The organism is Pirellulales bacterium (assembly GCA_019636345.1).
Taxonomy (GTDB): Bacteria; Planctomycetota; Planctomycetia; order Pirellulales; family Lacipirellulaceae.
Genome location: JAHBXQ010000002.1, coordinates 360789 through 378132 on the forward strand (window position 1 = coordinate 360789; position 17344 = coordinate 378132).

The 17344-nt window shown below is 64.8% G+C and carries 15 protein-coding genes; 5 read left to right on the plus strand and 10 right to left on the minus strand.

Going from position 1 to position 17344, the window contains the following annotated elements:
• Window positions 1-463 precede the first annotated feature (463 nt).
• Window positions 464-2581 (plus strand): hypothetical protein, encoded by a 2118-nt coding sequence (locus KF688_05265; GenBank protein ID MBX3425070.1) that lies wholly within the window; start codon window positions 464-466, stop codon window positions 2579-2581.
• A 21-nt stretch (window positions 2582-2602) separates the two neighbouring features.
• On the opposite strand, the gene KF688_05270 is transcribed toward KF688_05265, so the two are convergent.
• The 9 genes from KF688_05270 to KF688_05310 all read right to left on the minus strand — a co-directional run bounded on the left by KF688_05270 (window position 2603) and on the right by KF688_05310 (window position 11845).
• Window positions 2603-4066, minus strand: a complete 1464-nt coding sequence (locus KF688_05270; protein MBX3425071.1) for a protein kinase — start codon at window positions 4064-4066, stop codon at window positions 2603-2605.
• A 627-nt stretch (window positions 4067-4693) separates the two neighbouring features.
• Window positions 4694-5524, minus strand: coding sequence for an SDR family oxidoreductase (locus tag KF688_05275; protein ID MBX3425072.1), 831 nt, complete (start codon window positions 5522-5524; stop codon window positions 4694-4696).
• A gap of 84 nt (window positions 5525-5608) precedes the next feature.
• On the minus strand, window positions 5609-6052 hold the full coding sequence (gene fabZ / locus KF688_05280; GenBank protein MBX3425073.1) for a 3-hydroxyacyl-ACP dehydratase FabZ: 444 nt from the start codon (window positions 6050-6052) through the stop codon (window positions 5609-5611).
• A gap of 330 nt (window positions 6053-6382) precedes the next feature.
• Window positions 6383-6760, minus strand: a complete 378-nt coding sequence (locus KF688_05285) for a DUF5615 family PIN-like protein (GenBank protein ID MBX3425074.1) — start codon at window positions 6758-6760, stop codon at window positions 6383-6385.
• Between the two features lie 6 nt (window positions 6761-6766).
• Complete coding sequence (locus KF688_05290) at window positions 6767-6991, minus strand: DUF433 domain-containing protein (protein MBX3425075.1); 225 nt, start codon at window positions 6989-6991, stop codon at window positions 6767-6769.
• A 98-nt stretch (window positions 6992-7089) separates the two neighbouring features.
• Complete coding sequence (locus KF688_05295; GenBank protein MBX3425076.1) at window positions 7090-8577, minus strand: NAD(P)/FAD-dependent oxidoreductase; 1488 nt, start codon at window positions 8575-8577, stop codon at window positions 7090-7092.
• Window positions 8578-8710: 133 nt separating this feature from the next.
• Window positions 8711-10093, minus strand: coding sequence for an NAD(P)/FAD-dependent oxidoreductase (locus tag KF688_05300; protein MBX3425077.1), 1383 nt, complete (start codon window positions 10091-10093; stop codon window positions 8711-8713).
• Window positions 10094-10183: 90 nt separating this feature from the next.
• Window positions 10184-10435 (minus strand): acyl carrier protein, encoded by a 252-nt coding sequence (locus KF688_05305; protein ID MBX3425078.1) that lies wholly within the window; start codon window positions 10433-10435, stop codon window positions 10184-10186.
• A 165-nt stretch (window positions 10436-10600) separates the two neighbouring features.
• A complete protein-coding gene (locus tag KF688_05310; protein MBX3425079.1) occupies window positions 10601-11845 on the minus strand; it encodes a beta-ketoacyl-[acyl-carrier-protein] synthase family protein in 1245 nt (414 codons plus the stop codon).
• 346 nt (window positions 11846-12191) lie between these two features.
• On the opposite strand from KF688_05310, the gene xylB reads away from it, so the two are divergent.
• Entirely contained in the window at window positions 12192-13709 is a 1518-nt protein-coding gene (gene xylB / locus KF688_05315; protein ID MBX3425080.1) for a xylulokinase, read from the plus strand.
• Window positions 13710-13744: 35 nt separating this feature from the next.
• Here xylB and KF688_05320 read toward each other — a convergent pair whose 3' ends face one another.
• On the minus strand, window positions 13745-14773 hold the full coding sequence (locus KF688_05320; protein MBX3425081.1) for a 3-oxoacyl-ACP synthase III: 1029 nt from the start codon (window positions 14771-14773) through the stop codon (window positions 13745-13747).
• 324 nt (window positions 14774-15097) lie between these two features.
• Here KF688_05320 and KF688_05325 point away from each other — a divergent pair, with 324 nt between their 5' ends.
• Genes KF688_05325 through KF688_05335 form a run of 3 tightly spaced genes read left to right on the plus strand, consistent with a single transcriptional unit; the run spans window position 15098 to window position 16802 of the window.
• Window positions 15098-15313, plus strand: a complete 216-nt coding sequence (locus KF688_05325; GenBank protein ID MBX3425082.1) for a helix-turn-helix transcriptional regulator — start codon at window positions 15098-15100, stop codon at window positions 15311-15313.
• Complete coding sequence (locus KF688_05330; protein ID MBX3425083.1) at window positions 15310-16050, plus strand: hypothetical protein; 741 nt, start codon at window positions 15310-15312, stop codon at window positions 16048-16050. Before KF688_05325 ends, KF688_05330 begins: the two co-directional genes overlap by 4 nt.
• Window positions 16047-16802 (plus strand): CPBP family intramembrane metalloprotease, encoded by a 756-nt coding sequence (locus tag KF688_05335; protein ID MBX3425084.1) that lies wholly within the window; start codon window positions 16047-16049, stop codon window positions 16800-16802. The genes KF688_05330 and KF688_05335 overlap by 4 nt, the downstream gene beginning before the upstream one ends.
• The last annotated feature ends 542 nt before the right edge of the window (window positions 16803-17344 follow it).

Below are 17344 nucleotides of genomic sequence, written 5' to 3' on the forward strand. Positions count from 1 at the left end.
TAACCCCAGCGAGCCAATTGCCGGGGCGCCGCTGCCACGGGACAGGGGAGGGGGAAAACAAACCACGACGATGCGGCAAGCACGACGGGGGAACGGGGGAGACCGGAACGAACCGTGCGACGGGCGCTGCGGCGGAGAGTTCCGGGCGAAGGGACGGTCGAGGTGCGCGGATCAACGCGGACGCACGAGTCACCTTCTTCCAGTGGTCCGACTGATCGCCGGCGAAGCTCGGACGCGCTCGCCCCCCAGATGCTCAGGGAGCAAGATATCCGCGTTGATCCGCGGTTCCTTCCCAGGGTCCGCCCCAGTCCGATCGGCTCCGCACGCATCCGCGGCGCACCCGGCTAGCGTTACAATCCGCGCATGCGGCAATCTTTTCGCCGCCGTCGAGACGCCCGGACGCGCGGGCCGATGGGGAGCGAACACGGACGTCCCCGCCCCCTGACGGAAGCTCGCCTCGCTCATGCCGAGTCGGCCCGTGTCGTTTGAATCGCTATCCGTTCCGGTCGCCGTATCGCCGACTCGGTCCGCTCCGCAGACGTGGCGCGTCGCGTTCGCGTCGTTCAGCATTCTGGCGCTCGAGCTGGCTCTGATCCGTCTCGCGCCGGCCGAGGTCAAGGCGATCTCCTACTTTACCAACCTGATCCTTATCGCCAGCTTCTTCGGACTGGGAATCGGCTGCATCCTGGTGCGCGGGCCGCGCTTGGCGTGGTTGCTGCCGGTCGGGCTGCTGGCGATGTGCGGGTTCATCCTCGTCGCGCGGGGGATCATCGTCTACGACGAGACCCGCAGCGTGCATTACTGGCTGCAGGACCAAGCGGCGCGGTCCGAGGCGCCGCGGCTGCCGCTGTTTTGGACAGCTCTGGCGGCGCTCGTCTGTTCGGCTCTCCCGTTTGCGTCAATGGGGCAAGAACTGGCCCGACGGATGGACGAGCACCCGCGGTTGACCGCCTACTCGTGGGATATCGCGGGGAGTCTGTTGGGAACGATTGCGTTTGCGGCGAGTTCGTACCTGCAGGTTCCCCCTTGGGTTTGGCCGCCGGTCGTCGGCGTGTTGTGGGCCGCATTCCTGAGTCGGCGCTGGTTGATGCGGGCGAGCGTCGCGGCCGCCGGCGGAGCGTTCCTCTTGTTTTCCCAAACCTCCCACTTGTCGGTGTGGAGTCCCTACTACCTCGTCCAATATGAAGAGGAACCCGCCGGACTGCGAGTGTGGGTCAACTCGAGCTTTCATCAGTTCGCCCTCGATTTCAGCGCCGAGGACAATCAGGTGGCCGAGGAGACGGCTCAGCGGTTTTGCGTACCCTATGACCGGTACCGCGCGTGTCACGACGGACGCTCGCCGCGGCGGGTGCTGATCCTCGGCGCCGGCGCCGGCAACGACGTAAACATCGCCCTGCAGAACGGCGCCGAGCGGATCGTGGCGATCGAGATCGACCCGGCGATTTACGACCTGGGCCGCCGACTCAATCGAACTCTCCCGTACTCCGACCCGCGCGTCGAGGTGCGTTTGGACGACGCTCGTCACTACCTCCATTCGAGCCGCGAAGAATTCGACCTTGTGGTCTTTGCGACGCTTGACTCGCAGACGCTGCTGTCCGGGGCGGCGAATCTGCGGCTTGAGAACTACGTATACACGGTCGAGGCCTTTCGCGACGCCCGCCGCCGGCTGGCGGCGGACGGGATGGTCGGTCTGTACTACTCGATCATGAAGCCGTGGCTGTTCGAGCGGGTCGTCGCCACGGTCCACGCTGCGTTTGGGCCGCGGCTGGAGTTCTTCCGGTCTCACGAGCAGTTCTTGTTCAACGCCACGATTGTCGCGGGTCCGGGGATCGAGGGCTTCGGCGCCGACCCGGCGCTGGTCGAGGGGCTCTCCGGCGGTCGGGTCAACACCGACGACTGGCCGTATTTGTATCTTGAGCGGCCGACGATCGCCCCCGTGTATTGGAAGCTGTTCGCCGCGGCGTCGGCGCTGGTGTTGGGGGCCTTCGCTCTGCTGCGGACCAGCACCGCGGCGTCTGGCTGGCATGTGAACTTCCTGCTCTTGGGAGCGGGGTTCACGCTGCTCGAATCGGCCGCGATCGTGCGCCTCGCTCTGCTGTTCGGCAGCACCTGGGTGGTCAACGCAGTTGTGTTCGCGGCGGCGTTGTCGACGATCTTTCTCGCCAACTTGGCAGTGATGAAAAACTGCGCCCCCTCGTTGCCGACGGCCTGGATCGGATTGCTCGCGTCGATCGCCGTCAACTACGTCCTGCCGCTGCAGTCGCTGTTGGGGCTCGACGAGGCGTGGCGAGCCGTCGCCGCGGCGGCCTTGGCCGGAACGCCGGTGTTTTTCGCGGCGGTCTGCTTCAGCCGGTTGTTCAGCGAGCAGGAGTCCGCCGGCTACGCGTTGGGGATCAACCTCGTCGGCGCCATGCTGGGGGCGATGATCGAGTATTCGTCGATGTACCTGGGGATGCGCGACGTGTGGCTGGTGCTCGCGGGGCTCTACGCGGCTGCGATTTTGGCGAGCCGACCTCCGGCTGAAGCGTTTGCCTTGGGCGACTGGCGGACGTTTCGCCGCATCGTGTCGGCAACGCAATAACACGCTCGAGGCATCGCGCCGTTACGACGCCAGTCCAATCGCCGCGATGACGACGATCAGGGCGACGACCCCCAGGCCTACGAGCACGAAGATCCACGCCGGCGGACCGTTGCTAGGGGGGACGTAGCCCGGCGGTTGCAGCGGATTGAATTCGTCGGGCCGCCGAGGCGGGGGGGCTTTGGGTTGCTTCGACCGGGCCGATTCGAGTTCTTCCTCAATCAGCGATCGCACGGGCCGCTTGATCTGCGGATCGCTGGGGGGACCGGAGGCCGTGGCCGTGGCCGGCGACATGGCGGGTTTGGCGGTCGCCGGGGCCGAGCCGCTCTTTGCCTTGCCGTCCTCCTCGTCGAACGGGGCGAGCGCGAGATCTTCCTCAGGTTCAGTCGAGGCCGCGACTGGCCGCGGACGCTGCTGCGCAGGGCGACGCCCTTGCGTGCGCCCGATGCCGCTGCCGCTGGGAGAACTCGGCTTGCCGCCGCTGCCCCCCCCGCCCGGGCTGCTCAGCCCCGCGCTGAATCGTCGGAAGACGTCGCTGCCGATGCCGTCGGAACCGCTGCTGCCGCCGGCGTCTCGTTTGCTCAACGATCCGACCGTGTGACCGCGCTCGGCCAGCCACTCCGTGAGCCGCTCGGAGACCTCGCTCGCCGTTTGATACCGGTCCTCCGCTTTCTTGGCCATCATCCGGTTGCAGATGTTCACCAGCCCCGGCGGTGCGTCGGGCCGGTCGTTGAAGATGCTCGGCGCCTTCTCGACCTGGTGCTTGAGCAGCCGCTCGGAAATCGTGCCGTCGGGAAACGGCGGGTGGCCCGTCAGCAGGAAGTACAGCGTGCACCCCAGGCTGTAGATGTCGGCCCGATGGTCGGCCTTGTGGCTGTTGAGCGCCTGCTCGGGAGCCAGATAGTCGGCCGTCCCCAGCACGTTCTCGTTGTTCTCCATGGTGAGCGACGCTTCGTCGTCCACCAGTCGCGCCAGTCCCATGTCGAGGATCTTCACGACATGATGATTGTCGACCAGGCAGTTGGCCGGCTTGATGTCGCGATGAACCAGTCCCATGTCATGCGCATGGGCCAGACCTCGCGCCGCCTGGGCGATGTAGTCGGCCGCCATGACGTAGTCGAGCGGGCCGACCTCTCGGACCAGGACGTGCAGATCTCGACCCTCGACGTACTCCATGACCAGATAGTGGGTCTTGTCGTGGTGGTCGATGTCGTACGCCCGGACGATATTCGGATCGTCAAGCTTGGCCGCGGCCCGGGCTTCGATGCGGAAGCGTTCGAGATAGCTGGAGTCCTCGACACGATTCTGCGGCAGCACCTTGATGGCCACCTTGCGCTTCATGAGCATGTGCTCGGCGAGGTAGACCTGGCTCATCCCGCCTTTGCCGAGGTGGCGCAGCAACTTGTATTTGCCGAGGATGAAGCCCTTATGCTTGCCGGCCAGCAGCTTCTCGCATTGCCACTCAGTCAGCAGCCCGGTGGAGATCATCTCCTCGGCCAGCTTGTCCTTGGCCGCGGGGAGCTTGCTGCCGAGGCGCGCAGCCAACTCGGCCAAGAACTTGTTCAACTGGTCTTCCTCGACCAGTTGGCTCCGGCGTACGAGATCCAAGAAGTCGTCGGTCTCTTTGGACACAGGCGGCGCGATCTAGGGACAAGCTTGGTGCGACCTGCGGCAACAGGGAAGGGGGCGCAGTCAGCTTGCCGCCCTGTCGATCGCGCGTGCGCTCCGCCGGGCGCTACGACCGACACGGGCGAACAGGGATGCCCCCTCCCTGCGGGCCGGGGACAACTGTACGACCTCTTCTCCGCGTCGGCGAGGGGTCGCGCCAGGGGGATTTCCCGCCCCAGCCCGGTTTCGACGCCGACCAATTGCCTCAAGTCCCATCATACCATGGGGTTAGCGACCCGGCCAACAATTGTGTCGGCGCCGGACGTTTTTGGCGTGACAAGTCGACGAGTGAAGTGCCGAATTGCGGCGTCGTAATCGCGCCCCACGGCAACGGACGAGGGCGCCGGTTTCCGCGGATGTGAGGAACCGCAACTGCCGAGCCCCGACGAAACTCGTCGTCCGCAAGCCCCCCTGCCCCGAGGTCTCGCAGTCGCTTTGACCGAGAACCTACCCCTGCGGCCGCTCCAACCCTTCGACGGCCGCGTGCACGAGTCGTTGGTCGAAGTAATTCACCTCCATCCCCGCGTCGACGACGAGGCGTTGGGCGTTGATGCCGCTCGAACGCGGGCTCAATAGGAACACGGCCGCGGCGGCCGCCTCGCCGGTCTGCACGGCCCGGCCGCGAAGGGTCGCCCGCTCGGCAAACAAATACGAGTCGACGTAGCCCGGGATCCCCGCCGAGGCCGAGGTCTTGAGCAGCCCCGGCGCCACGGCGTTGAACCGCACCTCGCTGAACTGCGAGAAGCTCTTGGCAAGAAACGCCAGACTGCTGTCGAGCGCCGCCTTCACCGGCGCCATAAAACCGTAGTTTTCGCTCGCCATCCGGGTCGTCGAGATCGAGATCGTCACGACCGAAGCGTCTCGTGCAAGCTGGTCTTTGAACGCATTGGCCAATGCGATCAAAGAGAAGCAGGAAACGTCGAAGGTCCGCAACAACTGCGCCCGGGTCGTCTCGTGAAAGGGGCGCACCCCACCTTCGTCGTAATCGGCAAAGGCGATCGAGTGGACCAGCCCGTGGAAGCCCGCGGGGAATTGCGCCTTGAGCTCCGCGGCAAGGGCGTCGATTTCAGGCTGTCGCTCGACGTCGCAAACGAACACCGCTCGCCCGGCGAGCAATTTGGCCGTGAGTTCTTGACGTTGATGCGAGCGTACGACATGCACGACCTCGGCGCCCGCCGCTTCGAGCTGGTCGGCGACGTGCCATGCCACGCTTTTGCGATTGGCGACCCCGAAGACGAGGATGCGCCGGCCTGCGAGTTGGAGATAGTCGTTCGACATGGGGCACTTGGTGAATGACCAATGACCAAGTCCCAATGGCCGCTGATGCCGGCCAATGGGACTCACTGGGTCATTGGTGCTTGGTCATTGGTCGTTGCCGGCGGGCCGCGGCGCCATCGTGCAGGCAAACTCGCAACGGCACGCCAGCTTGCCCGCCACGGTGACGCGGGACTTCATGAAGTAGGCGTTCGAGATCCGATCGGTCAGCTCGGTTTCAATCTCGATAGTATCGCCCGGGCGGACCATCTGCTTGAACTGCACATTGTTGAGTCGCGTCGCAACCGGCACGGCCCCCGGCACGTCGGCCGCCTGCTTCGACAAGAGGACCGCCCCGGCCTGCATCGCCGCCTCGCACAACAACACCCCCGGCGTAAGCGGATAATCGGGGTAGTGCCCCTGGTACCAAAACTCGTCGCCGGTGAAGGTCTTGCAGCAGACGATCCGCGAGTCGCTCTGCTCGACGATCTCGTCGACAAGCAAAAACGGCGGACGGTGAGGGATGGCGGCTTGGATTTGTGCGAGCGACATAGGATTTCAAAAGCGATGGAACCGCCGAGGAATATGGATCAAAGCGGTTGGATTGTTCGTCTCGGCGACTCGTTTGAGGGAAGCCGCAATTCGAGAAATGTCTCAGGCTCGGAGGGCCGGCGTCAGGCGACCAGCGGGGCCAGCCCCTGGAATCGTTGTGGGAGAAATACCATAGCCCCAGCGGGGCGACATGAATGCGACGACGATCTTCATACCGCCCCTCCAGTGCTCACGGATCTAAGTTTCCTCGGTTCCAGGGCTGACGCCCCTGGCACCAAACTGTCGGCCCAAGGACCTTGAATAGAGATCGAGCACGCTGTTGCAGTTCCTTCAGCGAGGTTTCTTGCCAATGGGGAGCGAACGAACGCGAATCTGTCGTTCCGTCACAGTGACCACGGCGCCCGCTTCGAGTTCATCGCCTGTCGCCGCTGCCGTCGTCTTGATCAGTTCTGCAAGTTCGGGACCTCTGAGCCCTTCGATTCGGACGCGAATGACCGAAGGCCCCGATGCTCCGCTGGCTGCAAGCAGGGCGTGAAAATCCGAGTCCAACGAAACGACAACGGCATCTCGATCAACGGCCGCAGCCATGATCGCTGTATCGGGAGCGGCGTGCATTCCGAGTTCGCCGACGTGCTCAGCGTCAAACCCCGCAGCCCGGAGCGGCTCAACCGCTGAGCGAGGCAGACCTTGGTCCAGTAAGAATCGCATGCGGCGTCACTTCAGTTCAATGACGCGATCGTCCAAAGCGGCAGCCGCATATTCCAGGGCTTGGCGGATATCTTCGTCGTCGAGTTCGGGATACTCGATCCGCAGGTCCTTGCGATCGGGATAGAGCGCCAAGGCTTCCAGCAACCGTTTCACAGTGAGCCGTTGCCCGCGGATGCACGCCTGGCCTTCCTGGACAGCTGGATCGGAGGCAATGCGGTCAAAACTCTTCATGGAACATCTCCGTATCGATGGACGACTTCAGATCCAAACTGAATTGATCGCCAACAAAGTCTATAGGAGGAGTCGCTGTAGGAATCGTCTCGGCGACTTCAGCCTGCAACGTCGCTCGCCACGCTCCGCTCCGCTCCCGCCGTGCTTCGCGATCCGCTCGTCACGAGTTGATTGTCCACCTCGTTCGCCACGATCACGCCGTAGTTCATCGCTCCCAGCCAGCCGCTCATGATGATCCCGACGCTGCCGGCGTGGTACAGACCGGCGATTTGCTGGGGCAGAGCGCGGCTCACGGCGAGGCCCTCGAACTTCGTGCCGAAGCTCGCCCCGGCCGGGTGGGCCGTGTAGTGGCGGAAGCTCCGCGGGGTCGACGCCTCGACGTGAACGGCCCTCTGCCGTACGTTCGGCACGTACTTGTCCAGGGCGTCGAGCGTCGTTTCGCACAGGTCCCGCTTGCTCGCTTGGTACTCGTCCTCGGGCAAATCGGCCCAGTCGCGGTAGTGGGCGTTCGTACTGCTGACAATGAGACAACGCGGCTCGCGATGGGGGCGCGTTTTGGGGTAGTAAAACGAATACGTCCGGCTGGTCACGTTGCGAGACAGCAGGGCGTCGGTCTCGAATCGAGGCGCCGTGGAACTGAACAGCAGGTCCCCCAGCTCGCGGACGTCGAGCAGATCGTCCTCGCCCAGCGCGATGTACACCTGCGTGCTGCTGTTGTTGAGCCGCACGGCCCGGGCTTCGTCGACGAAGCTCGGCGAAAACTTCTCCTCGCCGACGAGGTTGAATACGGTCTGACGGATGTTTGCGTTGCTGACCACCGCCCCGCAGCGGATCGTCCGCTGGGTTCCCTTGGCGTCGATCTCGACCGATTCGACGCGGTCGTTGCGGACGTTGATGCGGGTCGCATCGCAGTTGATGCGGATGTCGACGCCGCTCTTGACCAACTCGCCGTGCATCGCCCCGATGAGTTTGTCGGTTCCTCCCTGAAAGGTGAACACCCCCTTGGACATGAAGTTCGAGAAGACGATCCCGTAGCTGATCGCGGGATCCTCGAGCGTGCTGCCGTTGGCGTAAGTGATCGGCTCCATAAGAAGCCGGATCACGTCCTCGCGTCCGGGGAAGAATTCGTCGAACAGCTCGCGGGTGGTCGCCTGCTGGTCGTCGTAGAAGTTCATCCCCCGCGCTTTGTCAAAAAAAGCGACGACCTTTTCTGCTGGAACCTGGAACTTCTCGATGAGTTGGTTCGTGAAGTCCTCGCGGGTGAAACTGGTCCAGAGCGAGAACATGGGGTTGTCGAACCGCACGCCGTCGAGCTGCACGATCGAGTCGGCGATCTCCTTCGACCAGTACCGGCGGCAGGACTTCACCATGCCGTAGGGGAAACCGTGGAGCGAGATGTCGAAGATGTGCCCCCCCGGCCGTTTGAACCAGGTAGCCATCCCGCCGAGTTTGTAGTGTTGTTCCAGCAGCAGCACCGAATGCCCGGCGCGGGCCAGGATATTGGCCGAGGTGAGCCCGGCCAGGCCGGAGCCGATCACGACAACGTCGTACTCGTCGCGGGCGCCTTGGAGGAAATCGCGGGGCATGGGGGAGCGAGGGCAAATAGGTGAGGGGGCAGGAGCAAGCGACGGTGCGGCGAGAGGGGTAGTCTAGCAGATGAGGCGGCGGGGCTCGACGGGCGCCTTGGGCGGGGACGCCGCGGCTCGCACCATTGGGGTGCTACTCTTCGCGCAAAAAGTGCATGTTCGCCATCCCGATGCCGCTGACGATGCTGCCGACGATGCCGACGAAGCCTTGGTCGGTGCCGCAGACGAAGAGGTTGTCGAGATGCGTGCGGCCGTCGATTTGTTTGTCGGGGGCGCCGTAGACGGCGCCGTTGTCGTGACCTGTGAACCGCACGATCGTCGTCGGAGTAAACATGTCGGTGTCGACGACCCGATGGCGGTAATCGGGCACGAACCGTACGGCAGACGCGGTGATCGCGTCGTACCACCGCAGCTTCTCCAGTTCGTACGCCCGCTCGTCGAGATTCTGCCAGTAGTCGAAGTTCGCCAGGGCGGTGATTCGCATCACTCCGTCGCCGAGCGGCTCCTCGTAGTCGAAATTGTTGGGGCTGCAAATCACGCCGCTGCGCAGGTCGCACGGCTCGACGGGCACGGTCCAATCGAACTGCTCGTGGTCGTTGTAGAAAGTGATCGTCCGCTCGTGGCCCAGTTCGCGCGGCTGGCGGTCGAGCGTGGCGATCGTCTCGCAAAAACTCAAGCGGCCCGGGGCGCGACTCGCCGCGACCGGCGTGCCGTCGGTGCAGAGTCGCATCGTTTCGCACCAACCGGCGGAGGAGAGGATGCGGCGGCCTTCAAGGATCTCGCCCTGGTCGAGGACGACGCGGCTCACGCGGTTGTTCTCGACCTCGAGGCGGGCGACGCCGCTGCGGAGTTTGAGTTCGCCTCCCAGTGCGCGGAACTTCCGCACAAGATGCTTGAGGATCAGCCGCACCCCTGCGTACGGGCGCCCCAGCCCCTCCATGAAGATGCTGCGGAACATGATCGAGAACTGTCCCCAGTCCATGTCATGCTCGCGGGCCGAGCCGTAGAACATGAGCGGGCAGAACAGCATCTCCACGAGCAGCGGCTCGCCGAGCAATTCGCTCAGCCGCTGTCGGGCGGAGATCGCGGCGTGCTCGTCGGCAAGGTCGTCGTACTCGACCACCTCGGCCACAAGCCGCTCGAAATTGTCGACCTCGCCGGGGAACGCCTGGGCGACTTCGCTGCGCAGCAGGTCCAGGTCGTTGCTGAATCGCAACCTTGCCGAGGGGAAGGCGATCTCTGAGCCCAATTGGGGCGAGATCGCCAGTTCGTCCCACGACAACCGCAGCTGCCGCAGCAGCCGGGCGAGGGGGCCCTTGCGGGTCCCTTTGGGGGTGACGTTCGTCAGGGCGTGCAGCCCGACGTCGTAATCGCGGCCGCGCAAGCGATAAAAGCCGTTCAGTCCGCCGATCGTCGTGTGCCGCTCGAGGATGCAGACGCGCTGTTCGTAATGGGCCAGCCGAATGCCGGCCGCCAACCCGCTCATCCCCGCGCCGATGATGATGGCGTCGTACATCGAAGGGGGGAGGGTGGAAGAAAGACGGCGGAAGGATTCGACGGGCTTGTCGGGGCGTTTCGCTCTCGGCCTTCCCCCCTTCCGCCCTTGTTACAGGTCTTTCATCATCGGCTCAAGATACGCGACGGTCGAGTCCATGCTCGCGAGGTTCACGTAGTCGTCCTCGGGGATTTGCACGCGGTGGCGTTTGCGCAGTTCCATGACGATGTCGAGGAAATCCATGCTGTCGAGCTCCATCTGCTCGCGGAAGCTCTTCGAGTCGTCGAGCGCGGAGAGGTCCTCGTCCGGAGCAATGTCGGCGAGGATGTCGAGGACTTCGTTGCGGATGTCGTCTTTGGTCATCGAGGGCTTCTCTGGTTCGTTTTGAACCGCCAAGGACGCCAAAGGAGCGACTGAACCGCGACGGCACAATGATCACGACGCAGATCTGATCCGTGTCTGGCGTCGTGTCGTCGTGGTTCCAATGCCCTTGGCGAACTTGGCGTTTAAGTCTCTTCCGTCTTCGGTCTACACGCGGCGGATGATCACCGCGCTGTTGATCCCCAGCATGCCGAAGCTGTTGTTGAGGATGTACTCGACTGAGCCGACGTCCTGCGGCTCGTTGAGCACGAGGCCGTCCAGGGCGCACTCGGGATCGAGCTCGTCGACGTTGATTGTTGCATGCACGACCCCGTCGGCGAACGAGGGGAGGTTCCCCGCTAGTTCCAGCGAGCCGGCGGCGCCCATCGCGTGGCCGATGAAGCTTTTCGTGTTGTTGACCCGCGTGCGGCGGCAGCCGCCGAAGACGCGGCGCAGCGCTTCGCATTCCTGGACGTCGCCGCTGGCGGTCGCGGTGGCGTGCGTGCTGACAATGTCGACGTCCTCGGCGTTGAGCCCGGCCCGCTTGAGAGCGAGCTCCATGCAGCGGGCCTGCTGCACGGGGTTGGGGAGAACGAAGTCGGTCGCATCGCTGGTCATCGCGTAGCCGACCAGTTCGCCGTAGATCTTCGCTCCGCGCAGCACCGCATCGCTGTACCGCTCGAGCGTGTACAGGCAGCCCCCTTCGCTCACTACGATGCCGTTGCGGTCGCGGTCGAAGGGGCGCGACGCCCGGGTCGGATCCTCGTGAGTCGCCAAGGCGCCTTGGCTGGCGAATCCGGCGAAGATGCCGAACGTGTGGATGCTTTCGCTGACGCCGCCGGAGATGGCGAAGTCGCATTCGCCCAGCCGCAACATCTGGGCGCCCTGAATCAGCCCCGCGTTTCCCGCGGCGCACGCGGCCCCGATCGTGTAGTGGGGGCCGGTGATCCCCATGTTCAGCGTGATCTCGCCCGCGGGGTTGTTGGCCACTGTGCGGGGGTTGTGATGATGCGACCAGACCTTCGTGTCGTAGTCGAACGCCTTGATCTCGTTGATTTCGTTCTCGGTCTCGACATTGCCGTGTTCGGTGACGCCGATATAGACGCCGACCCGCTCGGGATCGACGTTCGGCCAGTCGACGCCGCTGTCGGCGACCGCTTCCTGGGCGCAGTAGATGCTGATCGACCCGGCGCGGGTGCCGCGGCGAACGTCTTTGCGCTTCTGGTAGCGCAGCTCGTCGAACCGAACCTGCCCGGCCAGCGTGTCGCCGACGTAGCGGATGTTGTACCGGTCGACGCCGCTCTTGCCGGCCAACAGCGCAGCCCGATAGTCGGCCAAGTTGTCGCCGTTGGGTGCGGTCAGCCCGATGCCGGTGATTACGATGCGGTGGTCGTCGCGGTCGTTGCGGATCATGGCGGGACGTCGCACTGGCCCTCCCGGGCGGGGAGGGAGCGGGGGAGGGGGGCGTCGGAGCCGGCGACCCCACGAGCGGTCGAGCCGAGCCTGCGGCAGGCATGGCCCCTGGTGGCTCGGGACCGCCGCCGGATCGCGAATCCGTGAAGCTACTCCCGCCCGCGGAGTTTGACAACCCGGCGGCCGCGGGTGTTGCAATTGCGGGCAAAAAACCGTGAGATTGCGCTGCAGGTAACCGGCCAGCCAGCGGCTGGATATACTCGCATCGCCGGTTTCGTCGCCGCGCCTGCCAACCCCGCGACCGCATCACTCATCCCCTCGCTCCTAACCCCTTATCCTCCGCCCCATGTCTCACCTCATCGGAATCGACGTCGGCACCAGCGGCACGAAAGCCATTGCCATGACCCCCGCGGGGAAGATCCTGGCCGCGGCCAGTGCGGGTTACCCCTGCCAGCACCCCAGGCCGCTCTGGAGCGAGCAGGACCCCGAGGATTGGTGGCAGGGAACTGTGAAGGCGGTCCGAGCGGCGATGAAGGGGGCGGGGCTCAAGCCGGGCGACGTCGCCGCAATCGGGCTCTCGGGGCAAATGCACGGATCGGTTTTCCTCGACAAGGAGGGGCGAGTGATTCGCCCTGCGCTGTTGTGGAACGACCAGCGGACCGCGGCCGAGTGCGAAGAGATCGAGCGCCGCGCCGGGGGGCGCAAGGCGCTTATCAAGCTGGTCGCCAATCCGGCGCTCACGGGCTTTCAGGCGCCCAAGGTCCTCTGGCTGCGCAACCACGAGCCGAGGCACTTTGCCAAGCTCGCCAAGGTGCTGCTGCCCAAGGATGAGATCCGCCGACGGCTCACTGGCGACTACGCCACCGAGGTGAGCGACGCCAGCGGCACGCTGCTGTTGGACGTGGTGAAGCGGCAGTGGTCGAAGCCGCTCTTGGCGAAGCTGGAGTTGGAGGCGGATTTGCTCCCCCGCTGCGTCGAATCGGAGGAAGTGACCGGCACGCTCACTCCCGAGGCGGCCAAGCAACTGGGGCTGACCACGGCCTGCAAGGTCGTCGGCGGCGCCGGCGATTGCGCGGCCGGGGCGGTCGGCACGGGGATTGTCGCTTCGGGGCTCATGGCCAGCTCGCTGGGCACCAGCGGCGTGATGTTCGTCCACAGCGACCAGCCGCAGTTCGACCCGCAGGGCCGGCTGCACACGTTCTGCCACGCGGTGCGCGGCAAGTGGCACATGATGGGAGTCATCCTCTCGGCGGGCGGGTCGCTCTCTTGGTTTCAGAACGCGCTCTGCACCGTCGCCGCGGCTGGCGGCAAGCGAAAGGCAGTCGCCACGTTCGACCAACTCGTGTCCGAGGCTGCCGCGACCCCGACCGGCGCCGAAGGGCTGCAGTTCCTGCCCTATCTGGCCGGCGAACGCACGCCCCATCTCGACCCGCACGCCCGCGGGGCGCTGGTGGGACTCACGCTCGCCCACGGGCGCGGACACGTCGTCCGGGCGATCCTCGAAGGGGTGACGTACGCGCTGCGCGACAGCCTCGCCCTGTTCGAACAGCTTGGCGTCCCCGTGAGCGGAGTGCGCGCCACCGGCGGCGGCGCCAAGAGCCCCTTCTGGCGCCAAATGCAGGCTGACATCTTCGGCAAGAAGGTCTTCGCGATGGCAGCCGACGAAGGTCCCGCGTACGGGGTGGCGCTCTTAGCCGCCGTCGGCGCCGGCGAATATAAGAGCATCGAGGAAGCGTGCAAGGCGACGGTCAAAACAACCGAAGAAACCAAACCTGACGCCAAGGCCCGCAAGGCGTACGACGAAGCGTTTCCAAAATTCCAGCGACTGTACGCCGCGCTCAAGGACGAGTTCCCGCGCTCGTAAAGCCAACCACGAAGTGGCGAAGGGCACGACGCTCCTCACCGCCATTCCACTCCCAGCATCTGGCAGTTGATCCCCGAGCCGATGCCTAGCAGGGCAACGCGCTGGCCTTCCTGCAAGAACCCCGTCTCTGCGGCCATCGCCAGCGCCGACGGCAATGCCGCAGCGCCGGTGTTTCCCAGCATCTCGAACGTGCTGTAGTCGATCGTCGAGTCGAGTTCCAACTGCTCGAACAGCAGCTTGCGGTGGGCGATCCCCACTTGGTGGCAGATCGTGCGGTCGATGTCGCCTCGCTCCCAACCGACCTCGCTCAAGAACTCACCGAAGGTCGCTTGGCCGGCTGCGACTCCCTCGCGCAGCAGCAGTTCGCTGTCGGTGTGCATGAAGGTCTCCAGCCCCGAACTCTGGCACAAGTCGTTGTGCGTCGTGTGGGCGCGGACGGCGCCGCCGAGGAGGCGCGAGGCGCGAGGGGCGAAGGATGAGTCGCTCAAGACCGCTGCGGCGCTCGCCGAGCCGATCGTCAGCGACGCCACGAGCGGTTTCACGTCGCGGCGCTTGAGCGAATGGTCGGTGTTGAGGCGGTGAATCGTGTTCTCGACAAGCGACCGTCCGTCCTCCGTGCCGACGACGAGTCCCGCGCGAATCTGCCCCAGCTCGATCATGTTCGCCACAAGGGTCATTCCGGTGAGGATCCCGAGGCAGGCGTTCGAGACGTCGAAGATCGCGCATTCCGGCGGCAGCCCCAGGGCATGGTGGACCCCGCAGGCGGTTGCCGGTTCGAGGTAATCTCGGCAGACTGAGCCGTGGACCAGAGCGCCGATTTCGGCAGGGTCGATTCCCGCTGCGGCGAGCGCCTTGCGACCGCTTTCGACGCTGATCGCCCCGATGAGCGTTCCGGGCGGGAAAAACCGCCGCTCGCGGATCCCTGTCATCAACTCAAGCCGCCCCGCAGGAAGCTTGAGCCGCTGGTACGCCGGTGCGAGCCTGGCCTCGATCGATTCGCTCGCGATGCGCTCCTCCGGAAGCGTGTAGCCAAGTCCGGCGAGATGGACGCGTTGATACCGCATCGGCGTGACAGTCGGAGCTGGGGAAACGGGCCGAATCCGCCAGAATAGGTCCCCCTGCCTCGCCAGTAAACGCCCGCGGCGAGGCGAGCCGAATCACGACGGCGCGACGATCTCCCCGGTTGGATCAGTGAACAGGCGCCCACTTCGACCGCAAGGTCAGACCCTTGCCAGTCCGCGATCTTTCTTGGTCGTGTTCATTGTGCTGTCGTGGTGGAGTGAGCCATTCCCGCCGTCAGCTCGACCTGGTATGTAAAGTATACTTGACTTTATGTAAAGAATGCTTTACAATGCGGACGTCAAGCAACGATTCGGGCTGCAGGTGTCATGAAAGTCCACTTAAAACGACTTCGGCTCGAGCGCGACGGCATGACCCAGCAGGATCTTGCCGTCCGCATCGGCGTGACGCGGCAGACGATCATCGCCATCGAGCGGGGCAATTATCAGCCGTCGGTCGAGCTGGCCCTCCGCCTGGCCCGGGTCTTTGGCATGCCAGTCGAAGCGATTTTCGAACTGGCTGAAGAAAGCGAGCAGTCGCCATGAACGCGGGAATTGTCAGCAAACGGAAGGTTGGGGGGCAAATGGGGATCACCCCTTTCACTTGGCTTGCCGTCGGCTTGGTCGCGTCGGGGCTTGCTCTGGGAGTGACGGTCCACCGCGGGTGGATGATCCTCGCCGCTCTGGGGGCGTTCGGTCCCGGCGTGTTGCGGGAGTTGGGGGTGCTCCGCGATTTCGATGAGCTGCAACAGGCCGCTGCGGCCAAGGCGGGACTGCGGGCCTATCTGGCGACCGGCGTCGCACTGTTCGTCGCGGTCATCGGCCAAACTTGGAATCGGCTCGACCTGGGGACCGATCTGGTCCCCGCGTCGCTCGTGCTGACCGTGGCCCTGGTGGTCTACTACGCAAGCTACTGCCTCAGCTTCTGGGACCCGAAGGTCGCGGTGTCGCGGGTGCTGTGGGCCTTTGGCCTGCTGTGGCTGGCCTTTGTGTTGATGAGCCACGGCAACGAACCGGTTGCGGCGCTCGCGGAGGGGTTGATCGTCCCCGGGCCGTTCATCTTGGGAGCGCTGCTCTGCAAACGCTGGCCGCGGGCCGTCGGGGCGGGGTTGCTCGTCGCGTGCGCGGCGATCATCTGCTTTTTCGGCATGTATCAACTCGGTGACGCGGAGTCGCGGAACCACGCGGGGCGAATGTACACGATCACGCTGATCCCGTTGCCATTGGCGATCGCCGGCGTGGCGCTTGTCACCGCGGAACCCGACGACGAGGAATCGAAATGAGCTTGCAACCCGAGCGGTCCACGGACGAATCGCCGGTCGCCCGCCGGCGCGATCTGGCCGCGGTGCTCTTTGCGCTGGTCCTGCCGACAATCGTCACCTGGCTCTACTTCTATCATGCTGAGCGGTGGCCCAGCGCGGTGCAGGGGGCGGTGTTCGGAACGGTCAAGGTCCTCCAATTCGCATTCCCCGCGGCGTGGGTCGTGTTCGTTCTGCGTCGGCGGTTGCGGCCCGGTTGGTCGGGAACGAGCGGCGTCGGGTTGGGGCTGGCGTTCGGGGGGGCGGTCGCCGCGGCGATGGTCGGGCTCTATCTCGGCTGGCTCCGCCAGGCGCCGGAGTTTTCCGAAGCTGCCGAAGCGATGCGGGCGAAGGTCGCGGGCTTGGGACTCGACAGCGCGGCCAAATACGTCGCAATCGGCGTCTTCTACAGCGTCTGTCACTCGCTCCTCGAAGAGTACTACTGGCGGTGGTTCGTGTTCGGCCAGCTTGAGCGGTTCGTCCCCGTGAATGCCGCAATTGCGATCTCCTCCTTGGGGTTTATGTCCCATCATGTTCTGGTGGTGGGAAAGTACTTCGGCTTCACGAACTGGCTGACTTGGTTTCTGTCGTTGTCCGTCGCTGTCGGAGGAGCAGCGTGGGCGTGGCTTTACCGGCGATCCGGTTCCCTGTGGGGCCCCTGGGCGAGCCACTTGGCGGTCGATGCCGCGATTTTCAGTCTCGGGTATGCGATCGTCTGCGACCTGTGGCAGGGCTGAGCCGGATTGCAGCAGACGTCGCATGGCGGAGAAACCGCAGCAAAACGCGGGCGTCCGGTCATCCCCTCGCGCTTCGTCGGCTCGATTCAGATCGCGAACGAGGGAACGATCCGTCGAACCGGTTCCATCGCAGCGGTTGTGAACCAAGTCCGTGGATCGAGGTTGAGCTCTCCGCGCACCTCAGCGGGCAAACCGCCTACGATTCTTGTGACGCGAGGGGTCGGAATCCGCCTCACGCGCAGCGTATTCGCCCGTTCGCGCAGCCAGCACTGCTAGCGGCGACCACACGATGTTGAGGCGTGCGGTCTGCCGTGTCGCAAGATAGGCGATTCGTTTGTGCTGCGTGACGAAGTTGATACCCTGCGGCCGACTTGCATCCTTTCCGACCGCGTGACACGGTCGAACAGCAGAAGGAGATCGAGGCCAATAGGATAGGGAAATCGATCGGCGTGGCGCCGGTCGAGACGAAAGACGGCCTGCCGGGCCGGGCGTTCGTCTCGCAAAGCCTTGCGTCGTGACGCCGCCTCCGGCAGTACGGATGG

Bases quoted from the DNA above. Each gene is read 5' to 3' on its own strand.
- KF688_05275 (MBX3425072.1), bottom strand. From the start codon at position 5,524: ATGTCGAACGACTATCTCCAACTCGCAGGCCGGCGCATCCTCGTCTTC.
- KF688_05295 (MBX3425076.1), bottom strand. From the start codon at position 8,577: ATGCCCCGCGATTTCCTCCAAGGCGCCCGCGACGAGTACGACGTTGTC.
- KF688_05305 (MBX3425078.1), bottom strand. From the start codon at position 10,435: ATGACCAAAGACGACATCCGCAACGAAGTCCTCGACATCCTCGCCGAC.
- KF688_05335 (MBX3425084.1), top strand. From the start codon at position 16,047: ATGAGCTTGCAACCCGAGCGGTCCACGGACGAATCGCCGGTCGCCCGC.
- xylB (MBX3425080.1), top strand. From the start codon at position 12,192: ATGTCTCACCTCATCGGAATCGACGTCGGCACCAGCGGCACGAAAGCC.
- KF688_05290 (MBX3425075.1), bottom strand. From the start codon at position 6,991: ATGAAGAGTTTTGACCGCATTGCCTCCGATCCAGCTGTCCAGGAAGGC.
- KF688_05330 (MBX3425083.1), top strand. From the start codon at position 15,310: ATGAACGCGGGAATTGTCAGCAAACGGAAGGTTGGGGGGCAAATGGGG.
- KF688_05270 (MBX3425071.1), bottom strand. From the start codon at position 4,066: ATGATCTCCACCGGGCTGCTGACTGAGTGGCAATGCGAGAAGCTGCTG.
- KF688_05265 (MBX3425070.1), top strand. From the start codon at position 464: ATGCCGAGTCGGCCCGTGTCGTTTGAATCGCTATCCGTTCCGGTCGCC.
- KF688_05325 (MBX3425082.1), top strand. From the start codon at position 15,098: ATGAAAGTCCACTTAAAACGACTTCGGCTCGAGCGCGACGGCATGACC.
- KF688_05320 (MBX3425081.1), bottom strand. From the start codon at position 14,773: ATGCGGTATCAACGCGTCCATCTCGCCGGACTTGGCTACACGCTTCCG.
- fabZ (MBX3425073.1), bottom strand. From the start codon at position 6,052: ATGTCGCTCGCACAAATCCAAGCCGCCATCCCTCACCGTCCGCCGTTT.
- KF688_05310 (MBX3425079.1), bottom strand. From the start codon at position 11,845: ATGATCCGCAACGACCGCGACGACCACCGCATCGTAATCACCGGCATC.
- KF688_05285 (MBX3425074.1), bottom strand. From the start codon at position 6,760: ATGCGATTCTTACTGGACCAAGGTCTGCCTCGCTCAGCGGTTGAGCCG.
- KF688_05300 (MBX3425077.1), bottom strand. From the start codon at position 10,093: ATGTACGACGCCATCATCATCGGCGCGGGGATGAGCGGGTTGGCGGCC.